Below are 21,522 nucleotides of genomic sequence, written 5' to 3'. Positions count from 1 at the left end.
TGCCTCATTCGTGCGCGCCATACCGTCTCGCATATTCGTGGTGCGTCTCTTTTCTATAACGATTTGACCGATTGCGTGTCGGTCGATATTGTTGGTTACATGGTTAGTTAGTTATGTAACTAACCATGTAACCAACAGGATGGATGGTCCGGCATGACCGGATGTTCATGATCGGGGGACTGCGATGACGCATGGAACATATCAAAGCCACGGGATGCAACGGCCACGGCGAATCGTGACAATACTGACGGTTCTTGCTTTGAGCATATCGTTGGGCGCGTGCGGCACGGCAGGAGATCGGAAGCAAGAGCAGTCGTCACGGGGCCAGGCGTCCGCCATCAGCGGCGATGCGGACGCCAACGCCGCGGACGCGTCGTATCGGGACGAAATCGCAAAAATCAAGAACTCCGGTAGCACTGAAGCCGCCCAGATTCTCGAGGACGGCAAAATCACGGAAGAGGAGTTGGTCCAGCTCGGTTCCAGCTACGCGCAATGCCTGACCTCGAAAGGCATCACAGTGGACGCCGGCGAGGCGCGATACCCCGGTGGGTCGATCGGCCCGTCCTACGGAGACGACGCGCTTGACAAGCGCAACTTGAGCGAAGATGAGATTGCCGCCACCAATGCCGCTGACGAAGCCTGCCAGAATGAGACCCAATACAAGAACATCGTCGACCTGTATCTGAGCCTCAAGGAGAATCCCGAGAACGTCGATAACGACCAACTCGCGCGCCAGCAGAACGACAAGACACTGGCCTGCCTGAAAAAACACGGCATCGTGGACGACTCCGTGACCGCCGACGCCTACGACGAGCTGGCGACGATGGGCGAATCCGGCGGAACGAGCTTCGATGACCTGATCGGCAAATACGCCCTCAAGGACAATCCCGCCTACGACAAACGCAAAGCGGCCATCATCGAACAATGTGGGGCATTGTGATGGCGGGCGGCAAAACACCCGTCAGAGCATGGTCGCATGTTCGGAACCGACGGACGGATGCGGATGGAAAGCGGTGGCCGGCGACGCGACGACGTCAGCCATTGGCCATGTCGGTCGTCGCGCTGTTGGTGGTCATCGCATTGGCGGCAGGCGTCGGATGCGGATTCCTGCTGGTCCGACCGGCCATACCCCAATCGTTGCGATCCTCAACGGCCTCCGGCTCGATCACTGCGGCGAAAAGCCGGTTCGATGATGCCCGAGACGTCACCGTCACGGTCCATACCGGAACGGGGCGCACCGTGGCCTCGCCCAAATCGGGCACCATCACCGCCTATGGTTGCGCGCCCGGACAAACCATCGATTCCGGAACAAGCTTCATCGCAGTGGATGAAGTGCCGCTGCTGTCGTTGCATACCGCCGTTCCGCCGTTCCGCGACCTGCAGTCCGGTATGCGAGGCCGCGACGTGGCGGCGCTGAACGCCGAGCTGCGACGGCTTGGATATGCGGCCCCCGACGGCGATGCGATGACCTGGGACACGATTCTCGCATACAATGCGCTCGCCGATACCGTCGGCGCGGCACGGCTGGTCAAGGACAACGGGTGGACGCTAGCCAAAGACGCTTACGTGTGGTTGGATGGGCAATCCGTGACGATCCGTTCCTGCGTTGCCGGCATCGGCGCATCAATCGACGTGAAATCCGAACTGTTGACCACCGATTCGCAATCGCAATCGGTATCCGTGACCATGCCGCAGGACGAGGTGGTCGCAGGAGATCGGGTGCTTGACGTGGACGGTCGAATGGTCGACATGCCGCAACAAACGACGGCAATCACCGACTCGTCGACGCTGGCTGCATTGCTGGGCAGCGACGCCTATCGGCAGGCGTCCGGCACAGCTGAGTCCTCCGAGAGCGCGTCGGATGGCGCGTCGGATGTGACCTTCACCCTGCAATGGCGTCTAAAAACTCCAATCGATGTATGGTCGCTGCCACCCACCGCTTTCTACGCGCAACATGATGAACAGGCCTGCGTGGTGTCCGATGGCAAGCCCGTCGCGGTCACCGTGATCGGCTCCCGTTTGGGGCGCTCAATGGCCACGGTCGATTCCGGCGCGGCATTGGGCAAAGTGCGCACGAATCCGCAAGGAGGCAAACCATGCCGATGAGTGATCCCGTTGATTCCACGGGTCCTCTGATGAAGGGGGATGATGAGCGGACGCCGGGAAAACTGGTGACGTTGCGCGATGTCGGTCACACATTCACTGGAGACACTTGGCTGTTCCGTTCGTTAAATGCTGACCTGCGGCCCGATCGCGTGTACGCGCTGGTGGGGCCTTCCGGTTCGGGCAAAAGCACATTGTTGTCCATATTGGCGGGATGGGTGAAGCCGTCGGAAGGATCCATTCAGCGGCTGAACATCGGGAAAACCAGCTGGGTGTTCCAAAATCCCATCGGAGTGGCGCGCCGAAACGTGATCGACCATGTGACTCTGCCTTATCTTGCGCGGGGGTTGGATGTGCCGCAGGCGGAGGCATGCGCGCGCGAGCTGCTTGCCCAGTTCGGTCTGGCGGAGCGCGCGTCCAGCGAATACCGGGAGCTGTCCGGAGGAGAGGCTCAACGGCTCATGCTGGCGCGTGGCGTGGCGTCGGGCGCCGATCTGCTGCTGGTCGATGAGCCGACCGCGCAACTCGATGTACATACGGCGGATACGGTGAATGCGCGACTGGGCGCGTTGTCAAGACAGGGCATGATCGTGGTGGTCGCCACGCATGATCATCGCACGCGCGACGCCGCCACCGATGTCATCGATTTGGAGGATTACCAATGAAATCGATGCGGTTGAAAGCGGTGCTGCGTGAGACTTGGCGCAACGTCGCCACTGGTACGAGCCGATGCGCGCTTATCTCGCTGCTGCTGTCGATATGCGCGGTCGCATGCATGTGCGCAGACCTGACGCAGATGACGGGGTTGATCGGCGACGCCTGGAAATGGAAGGAATCAGGTGCCTCCACCTATGCGATCACTTTGCAGGGAGGAATCGACGGCGCGGCCTGCGAAGGGCTGCGTTCCGCGAACGGAGTGTTGGGCGCCGCCGCCCTCCGGCAGTCGTCCGACCGCGTGCGCATCGCGTCATTGCCCGCGACCGAGATTCCGACATACGAGGCAAGCGCACATGTCGCGCAGGTATTCGCGGCGACAGGGATACGGAAGGACAATTCCGGTGTGATCATGTCGACGGCTGTGGCGCGCACGTATGGCGCGCATGCCGGCACGGTGCTGCCGCTCGTCGGTGGCGCACGCATGCGTGTTTCCGCGACGTTCGATTGGCCAAGCGACGGAAGGCAACCAACATACGGCTATGCGATTATCTCGCCCGGCAACGATACCAAGGCCTATGACACCTGTCTGGTCCGTGCGTGGCCGGTTCCCGACGGTATCGAAAGCCTGCTGCGTGTCTCCATTCGCGCCGATGCCGAATCCGGTGTCGGCGCCGCTGCGAGCTCCACCTCTGCCGGGACGAGTGGAAGCAACGAAACGCCGCATGCGAAAATCAGCCGGATCAATACCATGCTGGGGTCGCATATGCCTGGCCCGGCGGATTTCGATGCCCGCATCACCCGGTATGCGCCACTGTTGATGTTCGTCATCGCAATGGCGTTGGGGTTCGCATCGGTTTGCATGCGCAGAATCGAGATAGCGAGCGCGTTGCATGCGGGGTATCCGAAAACCGCGATGCTGCTGCAGCTGTCTTTGGAGACGCTGGCCACGGTGGCGGCGTCTTGCGTGGCATGTCTGCCGGTTGTCGCGATTGTGCCGCTCATATTGACCGGATCCGGTGACGCGATGCCGGTTGTCGCGATGCTATGCCGTGTTCCGGGCGCCATGTCGGTCGGGATGCTTGCCGGGACTGCGGTTGGGGGTATGACGATCCGTGAACGGCAGTTGTTCGCCTATTTCAAGGCACGCGCATGACGTGTGCCGTGTCCTTGAGAGATGCTTCGCCGGCTGTTCGTTGCCGCATCGCGGCAGACCAACGGTTAGAGTGGATGACGTTGATATTGAACCGACTAGGCGGCTGGAGGCGTCGGATGCGATTCGATTTTTCGGGAACGACGCCATTGTTCCGGCAGGTGGCCGAACAAATCAGCGAAGCTATCGTCTCCGGTGCCTTCGCGGAAGGCGAACAGGTGCCCAGCACCACCGAGATCTCGTCCACGTATGCGATTAATCCCGCCACGGTGCTCAAAGGCATGAATCTCCTGGTCGATCAGGGTCTGCTGGAGAAAAGACGCGGCCTTGGCATGTTCGTCACCACGGGAGCACGGGAGAAGGCTCGTGACGCCAAACGCGAGGAACTGCTCACCACGCGGGTCGTCGAACTCGTCGCGCAGGCAAAGGCGCTTGGCATCAGCTGCGAACAACTACAGCGCATCATCGGAAGGACCTATCGATGAGTCTGGTCATCAGCGATCTGAGCAAGAGCCGTCATGGAACGTCCCTGCTCAACGGAGTGAATCTGGAATTACGGAGCGGTGCGATACATGGTCTGTTCGGGCGCAATGGTGCCGGCAAAAGCACATTGCTGAACATCATCGCGAACCGACTCGTGGCCGATGCCGGCAGTGTGTCGTTCGACGGCAACCGTATGACGGATGGCGGCGGCATGTGGGAACGTCTCATGCTGATGGACGAGACTTGGCCATATCCTGTCGAATGGCGTCTGCGATCGGTGTTCCGTCTGATCTCGCGGCGATACGGCGGATTCGATGATGTGTTGGCGGGGCGTATGATGCAGGCTTTCGGGCTGCGGCCTGATGCTCGTTTCATGAGACTGTCCACCGGTCAGCGTGGCGCGGCGAAGCTGGTTGCCGCGCTTTGCGCGCCGACCGATATCGTGTTGCTTGATGAAGCGACTGATGGTCTTGACGCTGCGGCCCGTGACCTGTGTTACCGCTTCGTGATTGAGTCGTATGGCGACAGACCTCGCACCATGATCATATCCACCCATCTCATAACGGAGGTGGAGGGACTGGTCGAACATGCCGTGGTCCTCGACCATGGGCGGGTGCTGGAATCCTTCGACATGAACGAGTTGGCACAACGTGGGCGGATGCTGTCGGGGCCGGTCGGATCGGTGCGGCGGTACTTGGCCGACAATGGTTTGCGTACGCTGTCGGAAACCGTTCTCGGTGGTCTGCTGACTGTCGGCGTGCGTGGCGTGCCATCTGCACCGATGCCGGAGGACGTTGTCATGAGGTCTTTCGATCTCAATGAGTATGTCATCCAGATTACCGGCATGGACAAGGGGTATGCGTCATGATGGATGAAGTGAAAGGCTTGTCGGCCGGGATGCGGTTCGCGCTGACAAGGCAGCTTGCCGCGCGTTGCGTCGTGTTGATGGCGTACGTGTTGGCCGGTTATTGCGTGCCGTGGCTGTGGGGTCTGATTTTGGCCTTGGTATCCGGAGGTCATTATGTGGTGGAATACCATGTGCTTGGCCCGACGTTGGTGATGTGCGCGGTTCTGACGGCGGTTCCGGCTGTCAGTGGCTTTCGTTCCCTGATATCCATGGGCGTGGGCCGGGCCGTGTATTTCTGGACCGAGATGTTCGCCAATCTTTGCTTCTCCCTTGCCTGCTCGGTGGTCATGACGTTGGGGTTCGTGCTGACGCCGAACCATGATGCCGATATCCTCATCACGTTCCGTGTCGGCAGTGACCTGCAGTGGCTGGCTTGTGTGCCACCATCCGATTCATTCGGACGATTGCGATTCCTGAACCGTGATCTGGGCGGTTCATACGCGGCCATGAGAACAGGCGTGCGAGGCGATACGGCCAATCCGATGCTGCTGTTCCTGGCGCTGTTCCTGTTGACCGCCTCGGTGGCGATTCTGGGTCAATGCGTCGGGGAACTGCTGGCGCAGGTCAATCGGTACGGGGCAATCGCCCTGGCGGTGTCGGCATGCATAGCATGGGTCGCGCGTCCATGGCTGTTGAACAGAACCGCCACCGATGTCAATCCGATGATATGGAAACTGCTCGAGGCACTGCGGGGACGCTGGTGTCTGATGTGGCGTGAGGGGCAAGCGGCGTCCGCGGCGATGTACGGAACGTCCAACGAGCGTCTCGTATACGATCAGGCCTACACGTTCTGGCCGATGATGGTGCTTTTCGTAGGTGTGATGATCTTCGGCAACTTGTTGTGCTGGCTGTTGATCCGGCGTCGTGAGGTGCGTGTTCCGCAGTTGCTGCCGGTATGGTGGTGACGATGCTCGGCATGGGCAACACGCCGATGTCCACGTCCGTGCTATCGTATGAGCCATGTTCAATTTCTCATGTTGTTGCTGTCGCTGACCAACCGCCCGAGGGGCGCGTGGTTCATCGACGCATAACTTGAGATAGGACATTCCAACAAGCGGTCGCGCATATCGCAGGCCGTATGCGAATCGCCAAACGATCATTCGAAATAGCGCATCAGCCGAGGTTGGCGCACGCGACGCACGCGAATGAGCAAGGCAGCATCGCAACAGGTCCCGTTTCAACAACTGCACGCGACGGACGCGAGCTTCTCGAACATACGAAACCAAAACCATTCGAAAAGCCCACGAACCGCACCGTGCAAAGGAAACGTCATGACCATCCACAATTCCCTGTCCGAACTCATCGGCAACACCCCGCTCGTCAAACTCAACCACGTGACTGACGGCATCAAAGCCACCATCGCGGTGAAGGTCGAATACCTGAACCCGGGTGGCTCGTCCAAGGACCGCATCGCCGAACGCATCATCGACGCGGCCGAACGCAGCGGCGAACTGAAGCCCGGCGGCGTGATCGTGGAACCGACCTCCGGCAACACCGGTGTCGGACTCGCGCTCGTGGCTTTGCAGCGCGGATACCGTGCGATCTTCACCCTGCCGGACAAGGTTTCCGAAGCCAAGCGTGCGGTGCTGCGCGCATACGGCGCCGAAGTGGTCGTAACCCCCACCGACGCCGGTCCGGACGATCCGCGCTCCTACTACCAGGTGGCAGACCGCCTCGCCAAGGCGATTCCCGGCGGCTACCGTCCCAACCAGTACGACAATCCGAACGGTCCCGAAAGCCACTATCACACCACTGGTCCGGAAATCTGGGAGGCCACCGACCACAAGGTCACGCATTTCGTGGCGGGCATCGGCACCGGCGGCACCATCTCCGGCACCGGACACTATCTGAAGGACGTGTCCAACGGCGCGGTGCAGGTCATCGGCGCCGATCCGGAAGGCTCCATCTACTCCGACCCGAACGACGTGCACCAATACCAGATCGAAGGCGTCGGCGAGGACTTCTACCCGAAGGCCTTCGACCGGAGCCTTCCCGACGAGATAGTGCAGGTCACCGACGCGGAAGCCTTCGAAATGACCCGACGCCTCGCCAACGAGGAAGGACTGCTCGTCGGCGGCTCATCCGGCATGGCCGTGTTCTCCGCGCTGAAATACGCCCGCGAGCACGACCTCGACGAAAACCAGCTCGTCGTGGTGCTGATGCCCGATTCCGGCCGCAGCTATATGGAGAAGATCTTCAACGACGACTGGATGCGAGCCAACGGATTCGCCGACGTCGTGGAACGCACCACCAAGCCCAGCCTCGCCGAACAGTACCTGTAAAAGACCGTCAAACGACTGTCCGGCAGCCCGATCGCACCTTTGAAACCAATGCCCATCATCCGAACGACCCAAACCATCCGCTACTTCCAAGGAGTTCCCATCATGACCATCTCGACCAACACCGAAGCCCTCAACGCCACCGCTCTCGCCACCCGCGCCATCCACGCAGGCCAGGAACCCGACCCGACCACCGGAGCCGTGGTCACCCCCATCTACATGACCTCCACCTTCAAGCAGGACGGCGTCGGCGGCCTGCGCAACGGCTACGACTACAGCCGTTCCATCAACCCGACCCGCAACAGCTTCGACGAGCAGCTCGCCGCCGTGGAAGGCGCGAAATACGCGTTAAGCTTCTCCTCCGGACTTGCCGCCATCGACGTGCTGCTGCGCTCCACCCTGAAGCCCGGCGACAACATCCTGCTCGGCAACGACGTGTACGGCGGCACCTACCGTCTGCTGTCCAAGGTGTTCGTGCCGTGGGGCATCGGCCTCGACGTGGTGGACATCACCGACACGGCCGCCGTCTCAGCCGCGCTCGCCAAGAAGCAGTACGCGTACATCTGGGTGGAAACCCCGTCCAACCCGCTGCTCAACATCACCGACATCGCCGCCACCGCGGCCGTGGCGCACGCGCACGGCACCAAAGTGGTCGTGGACAACACCTTCGCATCCCCGGTATTGCAGCATCCGCTCGCAGACGGCGCCGACGTGGTCGTCTACTCCACCACCAAGTACATCGGCGGCCACTCTGACGTGGTCGGCGGCGCGGTGGTCCTGAACGACAAGGAAACACGCGACGCGGTGGCCTTCCTGCAGAACGCGGCCGGCGCGGTGCCCTCCCCGTTCGACTCCTGGCTTGACATCCGAGGCCTCAAAACCCTCGACCTGCGCGTCAAGCAGCACAGCCGCAACGCCATGAAAGTGGCCCAGTGGCTCGAAACCCGCCCCGAAGTGGAACGCGTATGGTATCCGGGGCTCGAATCCCACCCGGGCCACGACATCGCGGCACGCCAGATGCACGGCGGTTTCGGCGGCATGATCTCCATCCAGATCGCCGCCGGTTTCGAAGCGGCCAAGAAGTTCGCCGGAGCCACCGAAGTGTTCACCCTGGCCGAATCCCTGGGCGGCGTGGAATCCCTGATCGAGCATCCGGGCGCCATGACCCACGCCTCCGTGGCCGGCACCACGCTCGAAGTGCCCGCCAACCTGATCCGCCTGTCCGTCGGCCTTGAGGACGCGGACGATCTGATCGCTGACCTGGAGCAGGCGTTCCGCCAGATCTGAATTCCCTATTTCCGATAGAAGCATGAAACGGCCGGCATGGGCAAGACCCGCGCCGGCCGTTTCGCTCTCCGCGGTCAACGCACGGCATTGCTACACTTGGAAACCATGACGCAAGCTGTTGATTCCGCCGATTCCGTAGACCCCCGCGCATTGGAGGCGCTGAACCGCTATTTCGGCTACGATTCGTTCCGTCCTGGACAATCCGGCATCGTCTCGGCCATCCTCACCGGACACGACGTGCTTGGCGTCATGCCCACCGGCGCCGGCAAATCCATCTGCTATCAGATTCCCGCAGCGATCCTGCCGGGCGTCGCCATCGTCATCTCGCCGCTGATCTCACTCATGCGCGACCAGGTCGACGCCCTGAACGACGTGGGCCTTCCGGCCGCGTTCATCAACACCACTCAGACGCCGGACGAACAGGATCTCGTCTTCGCGCAGGCGCTCTCCGGCCAGATCAAACTGCTGTACGTGGCGCCGGAACGTTTGGAAACCGAACGATTCCGCAACTTCGCCGTCCGTGTGCCGATCTCGCTCGTCGCCGTCGACGAAGCGCACTGCGTCTCCCAATGGGGGCAGGACTTCCGTTCCTCATATCTTGGCATCGGCGAATTCATCGCCGGACTGCCCACACGTCCAACGGTCGCCGCGTTCACCGCCACCGCCACCGAACGCGTGCGCCGCGACATCGTTTCGATTCTGGGCCTGCACACACCGTCCATCACCGTCACCGGTTTCGACCGGCCGAACCTGTATTTCGACGTCATCAGCATGCCACGCAAAGACAAAGCATCCTGGGTGGCGTCCTACATCGCCAGCCATCCGGACGAATCCGGCATCGTCTACTGCGCCACGCGCAAGGAAACGGAAGCGCTCGCCGAATCGCTTAACAGCGCCGTCGCCGAATTGCGTGCCGCAGGGGGTGCGGATGTGTCGGATATCGGCACCATCGCCGTCGCCTACCATGGCGGTATGAGCGCCGACGCACGAGAGAAGGCGCAACGCGATTTCGTCACCGACCGTGTGCCCGTGGTCGTGGCCACCAACGCGTTCGGCATGGGCATCGACAAATCCAACGTGCGGTTCGTCATCCACCACAACATGCCCGAATCCATCGAAGCGTACTACCAGGAGGCGGGTCGCGCCGGACGAGACGGCGAACCAAGCCGCTGCACGCTGTTGTGGAACGAATCGGACATCGTCACCCGCCGCCGGCTGCTCGATTCGGATTACGAAAACGAACGATTGACTCCCGAAGAGCAGGAGGCCGTACGCGCGTCGAAACGCCGGCTGCTCGACGCGATGGTCGGCTACTGCCGTACCACGGACTGCCTGCACGCGTACATGACCCGGTATTTCGGCGAAACCGCGGGCGCGGCGGCGAAAACGGACGGCAAATGCGTGGGCGGTTGCGCCAACTGCGAGCACACATTCGAAACCATCGACGTCACCGACATCGCCCGAGCCATCAGCCGTTGCGTGCACGATGTGAACCAGCATGTCGGCAGCGGCAAAATCGTCAAGGTGCTGCGCGGCTCGAAGGCACAGGATCTAAGCTATCTCAACCCCGAAAGCCTGCCGTCGTTCGGCATGCTCGACGAAGTGCCGGAAGCGCGCATCCGCGACGTGCTGAGCCAGATGGCCACCGACGGCTTCCTGACGATCGCGGAAGGACGCCTGCCGATCGTCGGCTTCGGACCCCGTGCGGCGGAAACGGTCGCACCCGAATTCCATTACGACATCAAGAAGATCAAACGTGCTGACGCCCGTGCGCGTCGAACGCCCGACGTGTCCACTCCCGCTGTCGGATCGTACGTGCCGGATGACGGCGACGAGGCGCTATTCCAGAAGCTGCGTGCGCTGCGACTGGACATCGCGCGCGAACTTGGCAAACCGCCGTACATCGTGTTCTCCGACAAGACGTTGCGTGACATGGTACGGGTCAAGCCGATTACTGACGACCAGTTCCTTGCCGTCAACGGTGTGGGGGAAAGCAAGCTCAAACAGTACGGCGAACGGTTCCTGGCCGCGATTCGGGAGGATTCCGGCGACGAGGCTTGAACCGGCCATAACCGACACGCATGGCACGACGGTTGACGTTGAGCCCGCGAACCGTGAATAGTGGAATGTGAACACAACAACGAAAGGACAGAACATGGCGGAAGACAAGCCGGTGGTGGAAAGCTTCCAATTGGACCACACCAAAGTAAAGGCGCCGTATGTGCGCTACATCGATACGGAAACCGGCCTCCACGGCGACGTGATCTCGAACTACGACCTGCGATTGGTGCAGCCGAACGAGAACGCCATTCCGACCGGCGGGCTGCACACCATCGAACACACCATCGCGGTGCTGCTGCGCGAACGCATCCCCGGTTACATCGACTGCTCGCCGTTCGGGTGCCGCACAGGCTTCCACCTGCTGACGTGGGGCGAGCATTCCACCGAGGATGTGGCTCGCGCATTGAAGGAATCGTTGGAATTCATCGCCTACGAGGCCACATGGGACGACGTGCCGGCAACCACCATCGAAAGTTGCGGCAACTACCGCGACCACAGCCTGTTCACCGCCAAGGAATGGTGCAAGGACATCCTCGCCAAGGGCATCAGCTCCGACCCGTTCGAACGCCGCCTTGTGTGAGCGTTACCATGCCTGTGCGGTGGGCGTGGTAGTTTGGACGGCTGGAATGCTTGAGAGAGGTACACAGTCGAATTGAGGTGAAAGGGTTGAGCGAAACCACTTCCGAACGTCGGTTCCGTCGTGCCACCATGGATGATCTGCCTGTCATGCTGAAAATCTACCAGCATGCGCGTGAGCTTATGGCGGCCAACGGGAATCCCACGCAATGGGGAAACACGTTCCCACGTGAGGAAGTGATCCTTGACGACATTCGCCAGCAGCGCACCATGCTGCTGGTGGACGAGGCTGACGGCAAGGAGCGTGTGCTCGCCCAGTTCGCCCTGTGCACGGGCGAGGATCCCACCTACGCGCATATCGACGGCGCCTGGCTGGACGACGACTCGTATGTGACCATCCACCGCATCGCCTCGTCGGGAATCGTCAAAGGCGCGGCCAAGGACTGCATCAACTGGTGCATCGAACATTACGGCAACGTGCGCGCCGACACGCATCCGAACAACAAGGCCATGCAGCACGTGCTCGAATCGAACGGATTCGCCCGCTGCGGCCTGATCCAACTGCTTGACCGCCCCACCGATACCACGCGTATCGCCTACCAGCGTCACGAATGGTGATTGCGCATACATAGAAACGTAGAAAAAAGGACGTCTCCCGTAAAACTGCGGGAGACGTCCTTTTCCATATGAAGGGATGATTAGAACAGTCCCGGCTCGTTAAGCTGAGAATGCTTGCGGCTGTACGTGAAATACACGACCAGTCCAAGCGCGAACCACACGGCGAAACGCACCCACGTCTCCCAATTCAAACCGAAGATCAGAATCAGGCAGAAGATGATGGCGCAGATTGGCGTGAACGGCACGCCCGGCGCACGGAAGCCACGATGCGCGTCCGGCTGGGTCTTGCGCATCCACAGGATGCCGGCCGACACGATGATGAACGCGGACAGCGTACCGATGTTCACCAGCTCGAACAGCACGTTGATGTTGATGAAACCGCCGGCGATGGCCGTCAGAATGCCGAAGAACCACGTGCCCTTGAACGGTGTGCGGTACTTCGGATGCACTTCGCCGAAGAACTTCGGGAACAGTCCGTCGCGGCTCATCGCATAGCAGATGCGGGACTGGCCGTACAGCTGCACCAGCATGACGGTGGTCATGCCGATCAACGCGCCGAGGTTCACGATGAACGCCAGCCAGTTGAGGCCGGTCTCGAGAATCACGCCCGCCACCGGAGCGTCGATGAACTTCGCGAACTCCTTGTACGGCACCACGCCGGTCATGATGAGCGTCATGATGATGTACAGCACGGTGGACACGGCCAGCGAGATCAGGATGCCGCGCGGCAGCGTCTTGTTCGGATTGATGGTCTCCTCGGCGGAGGAGGAGACGGCGTCGAAGCCGATGAAGCTGAAGAACACAATCGACGCGGCCGGCACGATGCCGTACGGCTGCGTCGAACCCGGCTGGAACGTGTAGATGCCATACGGGGAGAACGGTTTCCAGTTGGCGGGATTGATGTACCAGACGGTGCACACGATGAACAGCACGATGATGGCCAGCTTGATCATCACCATGATGTCGTTGGTCTTCTTCGTCTGGTTGATGCCGATGGACAGCACCCACGTGATGATAAGCACGATCACGAAGCCCGGCAGATTGAAATACGTGGTGACTCCCGGCGTGGTGCCGTACGCGGCGGTCAGTTCGACCGGCAGATGCAGGCCGAAGCCTTCCAACAGCTTGTTGAAATAGCCCGACCAGCCGGCGGACACGGTCGCCGCCTGCAACGCGTATTCCAAAATCAAATCCCAACCGATCACGAAGGCGATCAACTCGCCGAACGCCAGATACGCGTACGAATAGGCGGAGCCGGAAACCGGTGCCATCGCGGCGAACTCCGCATAGCACAGGCCCGCAAAACCGCAGCAGACGGCGGCGAGCAGGAAGGACACGCACAATGCCGGTCCCGCGGTGAGCGCGCCCTTGCCGGTGAGCACGAAGATGCCGGTGCCGATGATGGCGCCGATGCCCAGCATGGTCAGGTCGAAGGTTTTCAGTGTTCGCTTCAGCGGAGTCGATTCGGAGACAAGTTGGTCCACCGACTTCTTGCGAAATAGATCCATGGTCGTCAGATTCCCTGTGATTGTTTCAAAAATGGGCTGGACCGGACGGATTTCCGGGACTCTGGCACGCCTTAACGCCAGAAATCAGAAAGGCCGCGGCGATATGCGCAACAGCCTTGTGTATGGAAAGTGTAAAAAACACTGCCGGACAAAATCGTGAAAACATCGTGAATCGTCTCACCATATGTCCCTGATGTTCCATACCTGTCACATAGCGGCGCGACAATGGGAGCCATGACTTTGAGCGCAACACGTGAATGGGATTTCTCCTCCGAACAAGGCAAAGCGAACTACAAGGCCGCCCAGCGGCGGTATCCGGCGCAGGCCATCGTCGACCTCGCCGCACTGCGCGACAACATGCGCCATCTGGTGAGTGTCGTCGGCGGTCCGCATTCCGGCACCGCCGTCATGGGCATCGTCAAAGCCGACGCGTACGGCCACGGTCTGGTTCCGGCCGCGCTCGCCGCGCTCGCGGGAGGCGCCACATGGCTCGGCACCGCGCAATCGCATGAGGCGCTGCTGCTGCGCAAAGCCGGCATCGGCCCCGATCGCTGCCATATTCTGACGTGGGTCTACAGCGGCGCCGAAGTGCCGTTCGACGAGCTGGTCGACAACGACATCGACATTTCCGTCGGCTCGCTCGCCGGCATCGACGGCGTCGCCGCGGCCGCACGCAGGCTCGGCAAGACGGCGCGCGTGCATGTGAAGGTCGATTCCGGCTTCGGCCGTAACGGCTTCACGCCCGCCGGTTTCGACGCGGCGCTCGCCAAACTGGTGCCGCTCGCCAAGGAAGGCGTGCTGCACATCGTCGGCCAGTGGAGCCATCTGGCGGTCGCCGACGCGCCGGACGTCCCGGAATTCGTGGCATCCACCGACATGCAGGTCGAAACGTTCAAGGACTTCACCCGTCGTATGGAGGCGGCCGGCATTCCGCCGGAAATCCGCCACCTCGCCAACACCGCGGCGACGCTGTCCCGTCCGGAAATCCACTTCGAACTGACCCGTCCGGGCATCGGCCTGTACGGTTACGAAGCCGATCCGGCCATGGGCACGCCGTCCACGTATAGCCTGAAGCCCGCCATGACCCTGCAGGCGCAGCTCGGCACCGTCAAGGATGTGGAGGCCGGACATGGCATTTCCTACGGCCGCACGTATCTGACCCCGTCCGACACCTCCACCGCGATCGTGCCGCTCGGCTATGCGGACGGCATCCACCGCTCCGCCTCCGGATTCGACATGGAAGGCGCCAAGCATGTGACCAAGCCCGGCGGCCCGGTGCGCGTGATGACCTCGGAAGGCCCGCGCCTGTACCGTGTGTCCGGCCGCGTGTGCATGGACCAGTTCATCCTCGACCTGCACGGTTCCGCCGCCGAACTCGGCATCCACGAAGGCGACAATGTGGAACTGTTCGGTCCAGGCCGCGGCGAGGATTACGCCGAACCGACCGCGGACGATTGGGGTCATGCCGCCGACACCATCAGCTACGAGATCTTCACCTGCCTGCGCAACCGCATTCCGCGCCTGTACGAGCATGCCACGGACGTATTGTCCGCCGAGGACCTCGCCAAGCTCGACCCGGCAAGCATCCTGTAATCCCGTAAAAAGCGGCGGCAGCCGCCGCACCCATAGGAAGGCGGTGCATCATGACGAGCGAAGGATACAGCGCGTTCGACGAGGAGCGTTGGGCTCCGGAACCACCCAAATCCAGCTCCCGCACCGCCTTCCAACGCGACCGCGCCCGACTCATCCACTCGTCCGCATTGCGCAGGCTCGGCGCGAAAACGCAGATTCTGGTAGCCGGCACGGACGATTTCGCACGTACACGGCTTACACACACGTTGGAGGTCGCGCAAATCGGTCGACAGATCGGCACTTCGCTCGGTTGCGATCCCGACGTGGTCGACTGCGCCTGCCTTGCGCACGACCTCGGCCACCCGCCGTTCGGCCATAATGGGGAACGTGCGCTTGCCGAAATCGCCGGCAATATCGGTGGTTTCGAAGGCAATGCGCAAACCTTGCGATTATTGACGCGCCTCGAACCGAAAATACTGTTTCCCGACGGACGTTCCGCAGGCGTGAATCTGACGCGTGCCGCGCTCGATGCGGCCGTCAAATACCCGTGGACGCTTGCCGAAGCCGCCGCGCATCCGAAAGGGGAGCGCAGCGCGAAATTCTGCGTCTATCCGGATGATACGGACGTGTTCGCCTGGCTCAAACAACACGCGCCCGACACCACCCGCCGTCCCGTCGAATGCCAGGTGATGGACCTGTCCGATGACATCGCCTACAGCGTGCATGATGTGGAGGACGCCATCGCCACCGGCGCGTTCAATCCGGGCGTGCTGCATGAAAGCGGCGTGATCGACGCGGTCGTCGAGGACGCGCGCGCCTGGTACGGACCGCAATGGGACACAGACAAGCTGGTGGCCGCGTTCGCACGCATGCACCGGCGCGACACGTTCCCCCGGCTATTTCGACGGTTCGCGACGCGCGCTCGCCGCATTGAAGAACATGACCAGCAATCTGATCGGCCGATTCGCCGGTTCCGTGGAACAAGCCACGCGGGACACGTACGGCAACGAGCCGCTGACCCGATACAACGGCGATCTGGTGATTCCCGAGGAAACCAGTTACGAAATCGTGGTGCTGAAAGGCATCGCCGTGCATTTCGTCATGGCGCCCGGCGAACGCGAGCCGATGCACGGCGAGGAACAGCGGATCGTCGGCGATCTGGTGGACGTGTTCATGGCGGACAATCCCAAACCGTCCAGCGCGTTGGAGAACGTGTTCCTCGACGATTGGCGCGAGGCCGGCAGCGACGGCGAACGCCTGCGCGTGGCCATAGACCAGGTGGCGAGCCTGACCGACACGTCCGCCCTGACCCTCCACTCCCTTCTCTGCTGAACGGGGCTGGTAGGCTGGACCGTATGCCGGGAATGATCAAGAAGGAAGACATAGAAAAGGTCCGCGCCACCGCCGACCTGTATGACATCGTATCCGCGACCGTCACGCTCAAACCCTCGGGAACCGGCACATACGTAGGCCTGTGCCCCTTCCATGACGAGAAAACGCCAAGTTTTTCCGTACGTCCCGCGCTTGGCGTGTGGCATTGCTTCGGCTGCGGTCTCGGCGGTGACGTGTTCGGCTACGTCGAACATCAGGAGAACATCGATTTCCGCGACGCGGTGGAGCTGCTCGCCGACAAATACCATATCGAACTGCATTACGACAAGGCCGACAACGTGCCCGCGCACACCGGTTCGAAACGCGCACGCCTACTCGAAGCCAACGAGGCGGCGCAGGAATACTTCGTCTCCCAGCTGATGACCAAGGAGGCGCTCGCCGCGCGCAAGCTGTTGGACGGTCGCAACTTCAGCCAGGCCGACTGCCAGCGGTTCGGCTGCGGATATGCCCCCCAAGGATGGGATAACCTGGTGCGGCACCTTGCCGGCAAAGGCTTCACCCAGCAGGAGATGCTCGACGCGGGACTCGCCCGTCAGGGCCAGCGTGGCGTATACGACTATTTCCGTGGCCGCGTGACATGGCCGATTCGTGATTCGACCGGTCGTACGCTTGGCTTCGGCGCGCGCAAGCTGTACGAGGATGACACGATCAATGCGAAATACATCAACACGCCCGACACGCAGCTGTACCGCAAAACACAGGTGCTGTACGGCATCGACCTTGCCAAATCGGCGATTGTGAAGAAACGCCAGGCGGTGATCGTCGAAGGCTATACCGATGTGATGGCCATGCATCTGGCCGGCATCGACACGGCGGTCGCCACGTGCGGCACCGCATTCGGCGCCGAGCATGCGAAGATCATCCGCCGATTGATCGCGGACGATTCGTTGGGCGCCGTGCAGCTGGTTGGCCCCCTGAAGGTGGAGGGGCAGGCGTTGAGCTCGCGTGTCGTGTTCACATTCGACGGCGATGCGGCTGGGCAGAAGGCCGCGATCCACGCGTTCGGTTTGGACGCCGCGTTCTCGACGCAGGCGTTCGTCGCGGTCGCCGAAGACAACCTCGACCCGTGCGATCTGCGCATCAAACGCGGCAACGAGGCGGTGCGCGCGCTGATCGCCAATGCGCGGCCGCTGTACGATTTCGTGATCGATTCGGCAATCGACCGTTTCGACACCACGTACGCGACAGGTCAGATGGGCGCGGTCAAGGCGGTCGCCCCGCTGATCGCGCAAATCCGAGACCGTTCGCTGCTCGACCTGTACTCACGCAAGGCGGTACGTCGCATCGGCGTCGATCTGGACATCATGCAACGCGAAGTGGCGTACCAGCGTCGCAAACTGAACATGCGTGACGAGGACGCGTACGCGCCGAAACGTCGATTCCAAAACAATGCGGGGCCGTCGGCTGAACCAGCATATGCGGAACGTGGCGCGAATCCGTATGCGAATCCCGCCGCACGCAAGGCGTTGGAGCATCGCGACGCGGCCGAGCAAAGCTACTATCGCATCGACGACGCCGTGTTCATCTGCGAACAGCAGTTCATGGCCACGCTGATCCAGGTGCCGTTGGCCGTCGATCCGACGATGTTCGCCAGCCTGACCTTGTCGAGTTTCATGACGCCGGTGTTCCGCACGCTGTTCCAAGCGGTCGCCGCGGCGGGCGGGCTTCCAGGGGAAGACGTGCCGCAGGGACTGTGGATGCACAATCTGACGAAGGCGGGCGGTCCGATGCTTGAATCGGTCATCAACGAGCTGGCCGTCATGCCGCTGCCATTGCCGCCGAGCGAAGCGGACGCGAACCGCAATACAGGCGAGTCGCAGGAACAATCGGCGCAATTGCGCAAGCCGACGCAGGAGGAGCGGCGGTACGCGTCCGAACTGATTGTCAGACTGCTTGATACCGGCATCATGCGCAAAATCGGCGCGGCCCAGCGCCGCATGGCGCAACTGCCGGACGGTGCAGAGAAAATCGAACTGCTCGGACAGATCACCAAACTGGAAACGCTGCGCAAGGACCTGCAGTCGCGTGTTTTCGGCAACAACGTTGCGTGACACGCCCATATGGTGAATCGAAGGCGAACGGAAGATGATTTTTAGACAAAATCTTGGCGCACGCGGGGTTAATTTGTGAAGATTTGCGGGCCTTGTTTTCGGTTTCGCCGGTTTGCAAAAGCATGCGGCAGTAAGCAATAGTGGATGAAAATCGTTGGAATGGTCGGAAAAGCAGCACGCCGAGGGTTCGTGCTAGTCGCATTTTTGGGTAAAGTGGTCTAGGCGTTTGCATGAAAATCGCTTGGGTTTTGCAAGGTGTGCAAGGCGGTTGCAAACGGGATTGACGGAGGAATGCATGCGGCGATTGGTCGTCAAGGTCCTGAAGAACGAGACCATTCTCGTAGTCGCTTCCATACTCGCACTCATATCGTGCTTCATCGTGCCGCCAGACAAGGAATACGCCGGCTACATCCACGCCAGCACCATCTCGCAGCTGATCTGTCTGATGCTTGTGGTGTGCGGCTTCCAGCGCATCGGCGTGTTCCGCATCATCGGCTCGCGCCTGCTGCATCACGTCAAAACCGCGCGTGGCCTGGTGCTCACGTTGATCGCATTGCCGTTTTTCTCCGGCATGCTCATCACCAATGATGTGGCGTTGGTCACCTTCGTGCCGTTCGCAATCGCGGTGTTGACGATGGCGCACATGGAAGAGCATGCGGTGCTTGTCGGCACGCTGATGACCATCGGCGCGAACGTGGGCAGCATGCTCACCCCGATCGGCAACGCGCACAACCTGTATCTGAAAGCGTTGACGGGCATGCCGACGTCCGAGATGATCGGCATCATGGCCCCGTATTCCGCTACCGCAGCCGTTCTGCTGATAATCATCACCTGCGTGATTTTCGGCAGCAAACCGGTTTCCGAATTTTCCGCGATCGATAGTTCCGGCATCGAACAGAACGTACTCGCCCCGCATTCCGACCGGCCGCAGCCTGACGAGATTCGCGTGACCGGCTACGGTGCCGGTTATGGCGGCTGGCGTACGATTGTGTATTCGGTGCTGTTCGTGGTCTGCTTGCTGGCGGTGAGCGATTTCATTCCGCTGTGGTTGATGTGCGTCATCGTGTTCGTGGCGTTCCTGCTATGCGACCGCCGCGTGTTCCGCAACGTCGATTGGGGACTGCCGCTCACGTTCTGCATGTTCTTCATCTTCATCGGCAACATGAAACGCGTGCCGGAATTCTACGAGCTGGCCGCCTCGCTGGTGGGCGCGCATCCGCTGGAAGTGGCCGTGGTGTCCAGCCAGTTCATCTCCAACGTGCCGACCACGCTGCTGCTGTCCGGCTTCTGCGACCAGTGGCGTGAACTGATCATCGGCACCAACCTGGGCGGCTTGGGCACGCTGATCGCGTCCATGGCGTCGCTGATCGGCTACAAGAACGTGACGCGCGCCTACCCGGACAAGAAAGGCCGTTATCTGGCCGTCTACACCGCGGTGAACGTGCTGTTCGTCATCGTGCTCGTCGGCCTGAGCTGGATTATCGAGTAGCGTTTGGCCGTCGACCGGTTTCCCTGACCGCTAATCTCAAGGTCGCCGGTTCGCACCTTTTGCTGGGATTGCATGAAAACCCTTGGAATCATTGGATTTCAAGGGTTTATTGTTACGTCGGCTGATGGTCTGGTGCTGTGATAATCTGTGCCGGGAAGCGTGTGCCGAGAAACGTAGGAAGGCTGAACATGCTGCAAGGATTGCTGGGAATTTTCTCCGGACTGATCACGCCGGTGCAGACCGCGGTGAACACGCGGCTCGGCCGTTCCATCGGCTCGCCGTTGCGCGCCTCGCTGGTGTCGTTCAGCATCGGCCTCATTGCGATGCTGACTTTGACGCTGCTGCTTGGCCCGTATCCGCTGATTCCCGCCACCGCGGCGAACGGCCCATGGTGGATGTGGTTCGCGGGCGTGTTCGGTGTCACTTTCCTGACCGGCAATGTGCTGCTGCTGCCGAAACTGGGCAGTCTCAAAACCGTGATCATGCCAGTCACCGGGCAGATCGTCATGGGCCTGCTGATCGACACTTTCGGCTGGTTCGGCACCACCGCGCAGCCGATTTCCCCGCTGCGCATCGCAGGCGCGGCGATCACGCTGGTCGGCTTCCTGCTTGCCGTCGCCGGACCGAATCTGCGATTGAGGCCTGCCATCGATCGTCCGGCTGGCGGTTCGGAAAATTCCGGCGATTCCGAAAAATCCGAAACTGACGGAAAAGCCGTACATGTGCCAGGTTCCGCGACCGTGCTGTGGAGTTGCGCAGGCATCGCGTTCGGCATGTGTTCGGCCGTGCAGACGGCGTTGTTGGGCAAGCTGGGCGTCGCGTTGGGATCGCCGGTGAAGGCATCACTCGCCTCGTTCGTGGTCGGTCTGATCTCGCTTGCGATCGTCGTCGCATTCGTCGACCGCACCTACAGCCTCGGCGACGCGCTGAAGAAAGGCAATCCGTGGTGGATGTGGGTAGGCGGATTGCTGGGTGCGACGCTGGTGATGTGCAACGCGTACCTGTCCGCGCATATCGGCACCGGCATGACGGTGATGCTGGTATTGCTCGGTCAGGTCGGCGGAGGATTGCTGGTCGACCGTTTCGGCCTGCTTGGCGTGCCACGCAAGCCCGTGGCCGGCATCCAATACGTCGGCGTGCTCGTAGCCATTGTCGGCATTGTGCTCAAGGCGATGTGATTGCCGTGTCGAGTTGGCAACCGTGTGCGAACTGACTATACTGTGTTTAGTTTGGCCCTGTAGCTCAGCTGGATAGAGCATGTGACTTCTAATCTCAAGGTCGCCGGTTCGAGCCCGGCCGGGGTCACCATCAAGCCCTCGCGTCGTTTCATGCGGTGCGGGGGCTTTCCTGTCCATTGAACGGCAAGCCATTGGCTTGCGAAGATAGGGG

Annotated in this window: 18 protein-coding genes, 1 tRNA gene and 1 pseudogene; 19 read left to right on the top strand and 1 reads right to left on the bottom strand. The window is 61.3% G+C overall.

What is annotated here, in order from left to right:
• Positions 1 to 259 precede the first annotated feature (259 nt).
• The 12 genes from OGI63_RS07605 (at position 260) to OGI63_RS07550 (ending at position 12,121) form a co-directional block, all read left to right on the top strand.
• Complete coding sequence (locus tag OGI63_RS07605) at positions 260 to 940, top strand: hypothetical protein (RefSeq protein WP_143245376.1); 681 nt, start codon at positions 260 to 262, stop codon at positions 938 to 940.
• Between the two features lie 107 nt (positions 941 to 1,047).
• Positions 1,048 to 2,106 carry a hypothetical protein gene (locus OGI63_RS07600; protein ID WP_070105419.1) on the top strand — a complete coding sequence of 353 codons (1,059 nt, stop codon included), beginning with the start codon at positions 1,048 to 1,050 and terminating at the stop codon, positions 2,104 to 2,106.
• The gene (locus OGI63_RS07595; RefSeq protein ID WP_011742939.1) at positions 2,103 to 2,768 is read left to right on the top strand and encodes an ABC transporter ATP-binding protein; all 666 of its coding nucleotides are present in this window, start codon (positions 2,103 to 2,105) and stop codon (positions 2,766 to 2,768) included. Before OGI63_RS07600 ends, OGI63_RS07595 begins: the two co-directional genes overlap by 4 nt.
• A complete protein-coding gene (locus tag OGI63_RS07590; protein WP_011742940.1) occupies positions 2,765 to 3,913 on the top strand; it encodes a hypothetical protein in 1,149 nt (382 codons plus the stop codon). Before OGI63_RS07595 ends, OGI63_RS07590 begins: the two co-directional genes overlap by 4 nt.
• 116 nt (positions 3,914 to 4,029) lie before the next feature.
• A complete protein-coding gene (locus tag OGI63_RS07585) occupies positions 4,030 to 4,395 on the top strand; it encodes a GntR family transcriptional regulator (RefSeq protein WP_021913661.1) in 366 nt (121 codons plus the stop codon).
• Positions 4,392 to 5,261 (top strand): ABC transporter ATP-binding protein, encoded by an 870-nt coding sequence (locus OGI63_RS07580; RefSeq protein ID WP_021913662.1) that lies wholly within the window; start codon positions 4,392 to 4,394, stop codon positions 5,259 to 5,261. The genes OGI63_RS07585 and OGI63_RS07580 overlap by 4 nt, the downstream gene beginning before the upstream one ends.
• Positions 5,258 to 6,205 carry a hypothetical protein gene (locus tag OGI63_RS07575; RefSeq protein WP_011742942.1) on the top strand — a complete coding sequence of 316 codons (948 nt, stop codon included), beginning with the start codon at positions 5,258 to 5,260 and terminating at the stop codon, positions 6,203 to 6,205. Before OGI63_RS07580 ends, OGI63_RS07575 begins: the two co-directional genes overlap by 4 nt.
• Positions 6,206 to 6,571: 366 nt before the next feature.
• The gene (locus tag OGI63_RS07570) at positions 6,572 to 7,582 is read left to right on the top strand and encodes a pyridoxal-phosphate dependent enzyme (RefSeq protein WP_021913663.1); all 1,011 of its coding nucleotides are present in this window, start codon (positions 6,572 to 6,574) and stop codon (positions 7,580 to 7,582) included.
• A 102-nt stretch (positions 7,583 to 7,684) separates the two neighbouring features.
• Positions 7,685 to 8,866, top strand: coding sequence for a cystathionine gamma-synthase (locus tag OGI63_RS07565; RefSeq protein WP_113736368.1), 1,182 nt, complete (start codon positions 7,685 to 7,687; stop codon positions 8,864 to 8,866).
• A 105-nt stretch (positions 8,867 to 8,971) separates the two neighbouring features.
• Positions 8,972 to 10,927, top strand: a complete 1,956-nt coding sequence (gene recQ / locus OGI63_RS07560) for a DNA helicase RecQ (protein WP_041777487.1) — start codon at positions 8,972 to 8,974, stop codon at positions 10,925 to 10,927.
• Between the two features lie 94 nt (positions 10,928 to 11,021).
• A complete protein-coding gene (locus tag OGI63_RS07555) occupies positions 11,022 to 11,507 on the top strand; it encodes an S-ribosylhomocysteine lyase (protein WP_011742946.1) in 486 nt (161 codons plus the stop codon).
• A 128-nt stretch (positions 11,508 to 11,635) separates the two neighbouring features.
• Complete coding sequence (locus OGI63_RS07550; protein ID WP_003808493.1) at positions 11,636 to 12,121, top strand: GNAT family N-acetyltransferase; 486 nt, start codon at positions 11,636 to 11,638, stop codon at positions 12,119 to 12,121.
• An 80-nt stretch (positions 12,122 to 12,201) separates the two neighbouring features.
• Here the strand turns inward: OGI63_RS07550 and OGI63_RS07545 are convergent, their stop codons facing one another.
• Positions 12,202 to 13,629: an amino acid permease gene (locus OGI63_RS07545; protein ID WP_003808495.1), complete on the bottom strand. Its 1,428-nt coding sequence runs from the start codon at positions 13,627 to 13,629 to the stop codon at positions 12,202 to 12,204.
• A 234-nt stretch (positions 13,630 to 13,863) separates the two neighbouring features.
• Between OGI63_RS07545 and alr the strand changes: the two genes are divergently transcribed.
• From alr to OGI63_RS07515, 7 genes and pseudogenes are all read left to right on the top strand, one after another.
• Complete coding sequence (gene alr / locus OGI63_RS07540) at positions 13,864 to 15,222, top strand: alanine racemase (protein ID WP_011742948.1); 1,359 nt, start codon at positions 13,864 to 13,866, stop codon at positions 15,220 to 15,222.
• A 50-nt stretch (positions 15,223 to 15,272) separates the two neighbouring features.
• Positions 15,273 to 16,133, top strand: a pseudogene (locus OGI63_RS07535) (deoxyguanosinetriphosphate triphosphohydrolase); the annotation flags it as partial.
• Between the two features lie 7 nt (positions 16,134 to 16,140).
• Positions 16,141 to 16,533, top strand: coding sequence for a hypothetical protein (locus tag OGI63_RS14270; protein WP_367302668.1), 393 nt, complete (start codon positions 16,141 to 16,143; stop codon positions 16,531 to 16,533).
• Between the two features lie 23 nt (positions 16,534 to 16,556).
• The gene (dnaG, locus tag OGI63_RS07530; protein ID WP_011742950.1) at positions 16,557 to 18,644 is read left to right on the top strand and encodes a DNA primase; all 2,088 of its coding nucleotides are present in this window, start codon (positions 16,557 to 16,559) and stop codon (positions 18,642 to 18,644) included.
• Between the two features lie 295 nt (positions 18,645 to 18,939).
• Positions 18,940 to 20,133 (top strand): SLC13 family permease, encoded by a 1,194-nt coding sequence (locus OGI63_RS07525; RefSeq protein ID WP_011742951.1) that lies wholly within the window; start codon positions 18,940 to 18,942, stop codon positions 20,131 to 20,133.
• A 188-nt stretch (positions 20,134 to 20,321) separates the two neighbouring features.
• Positions 20,322 to 21,311, top strand: coding sequence for a DMT family transporter (locus OGI63_RS07520; RefSeq protein WP_041777268.1), 990 nt, complete (start codon positions 20,322 to 20,324; stop codon positions 21,309 to 21,311).
• A 53-nt stretch (positions 21,312 to 21,364) separates the two neighbouring features.
• Positions 21,365 to 21,441: transfer RNA gene (locus OGI63_RS07515), tRNA-Arg, on the top strand.
• The last annotated feature ends 81 nt before the right edge of the window (positions 21,442 to 21,522 follow it).

Source organism: Bifidobacterium sp. KRGSERBCFTRI, assembly GCF_025908335.1.
Note: the sequence above shows the minus strand (reverse complement) of the source record. Positions and strands in the feature narration are given on the sequence as shown.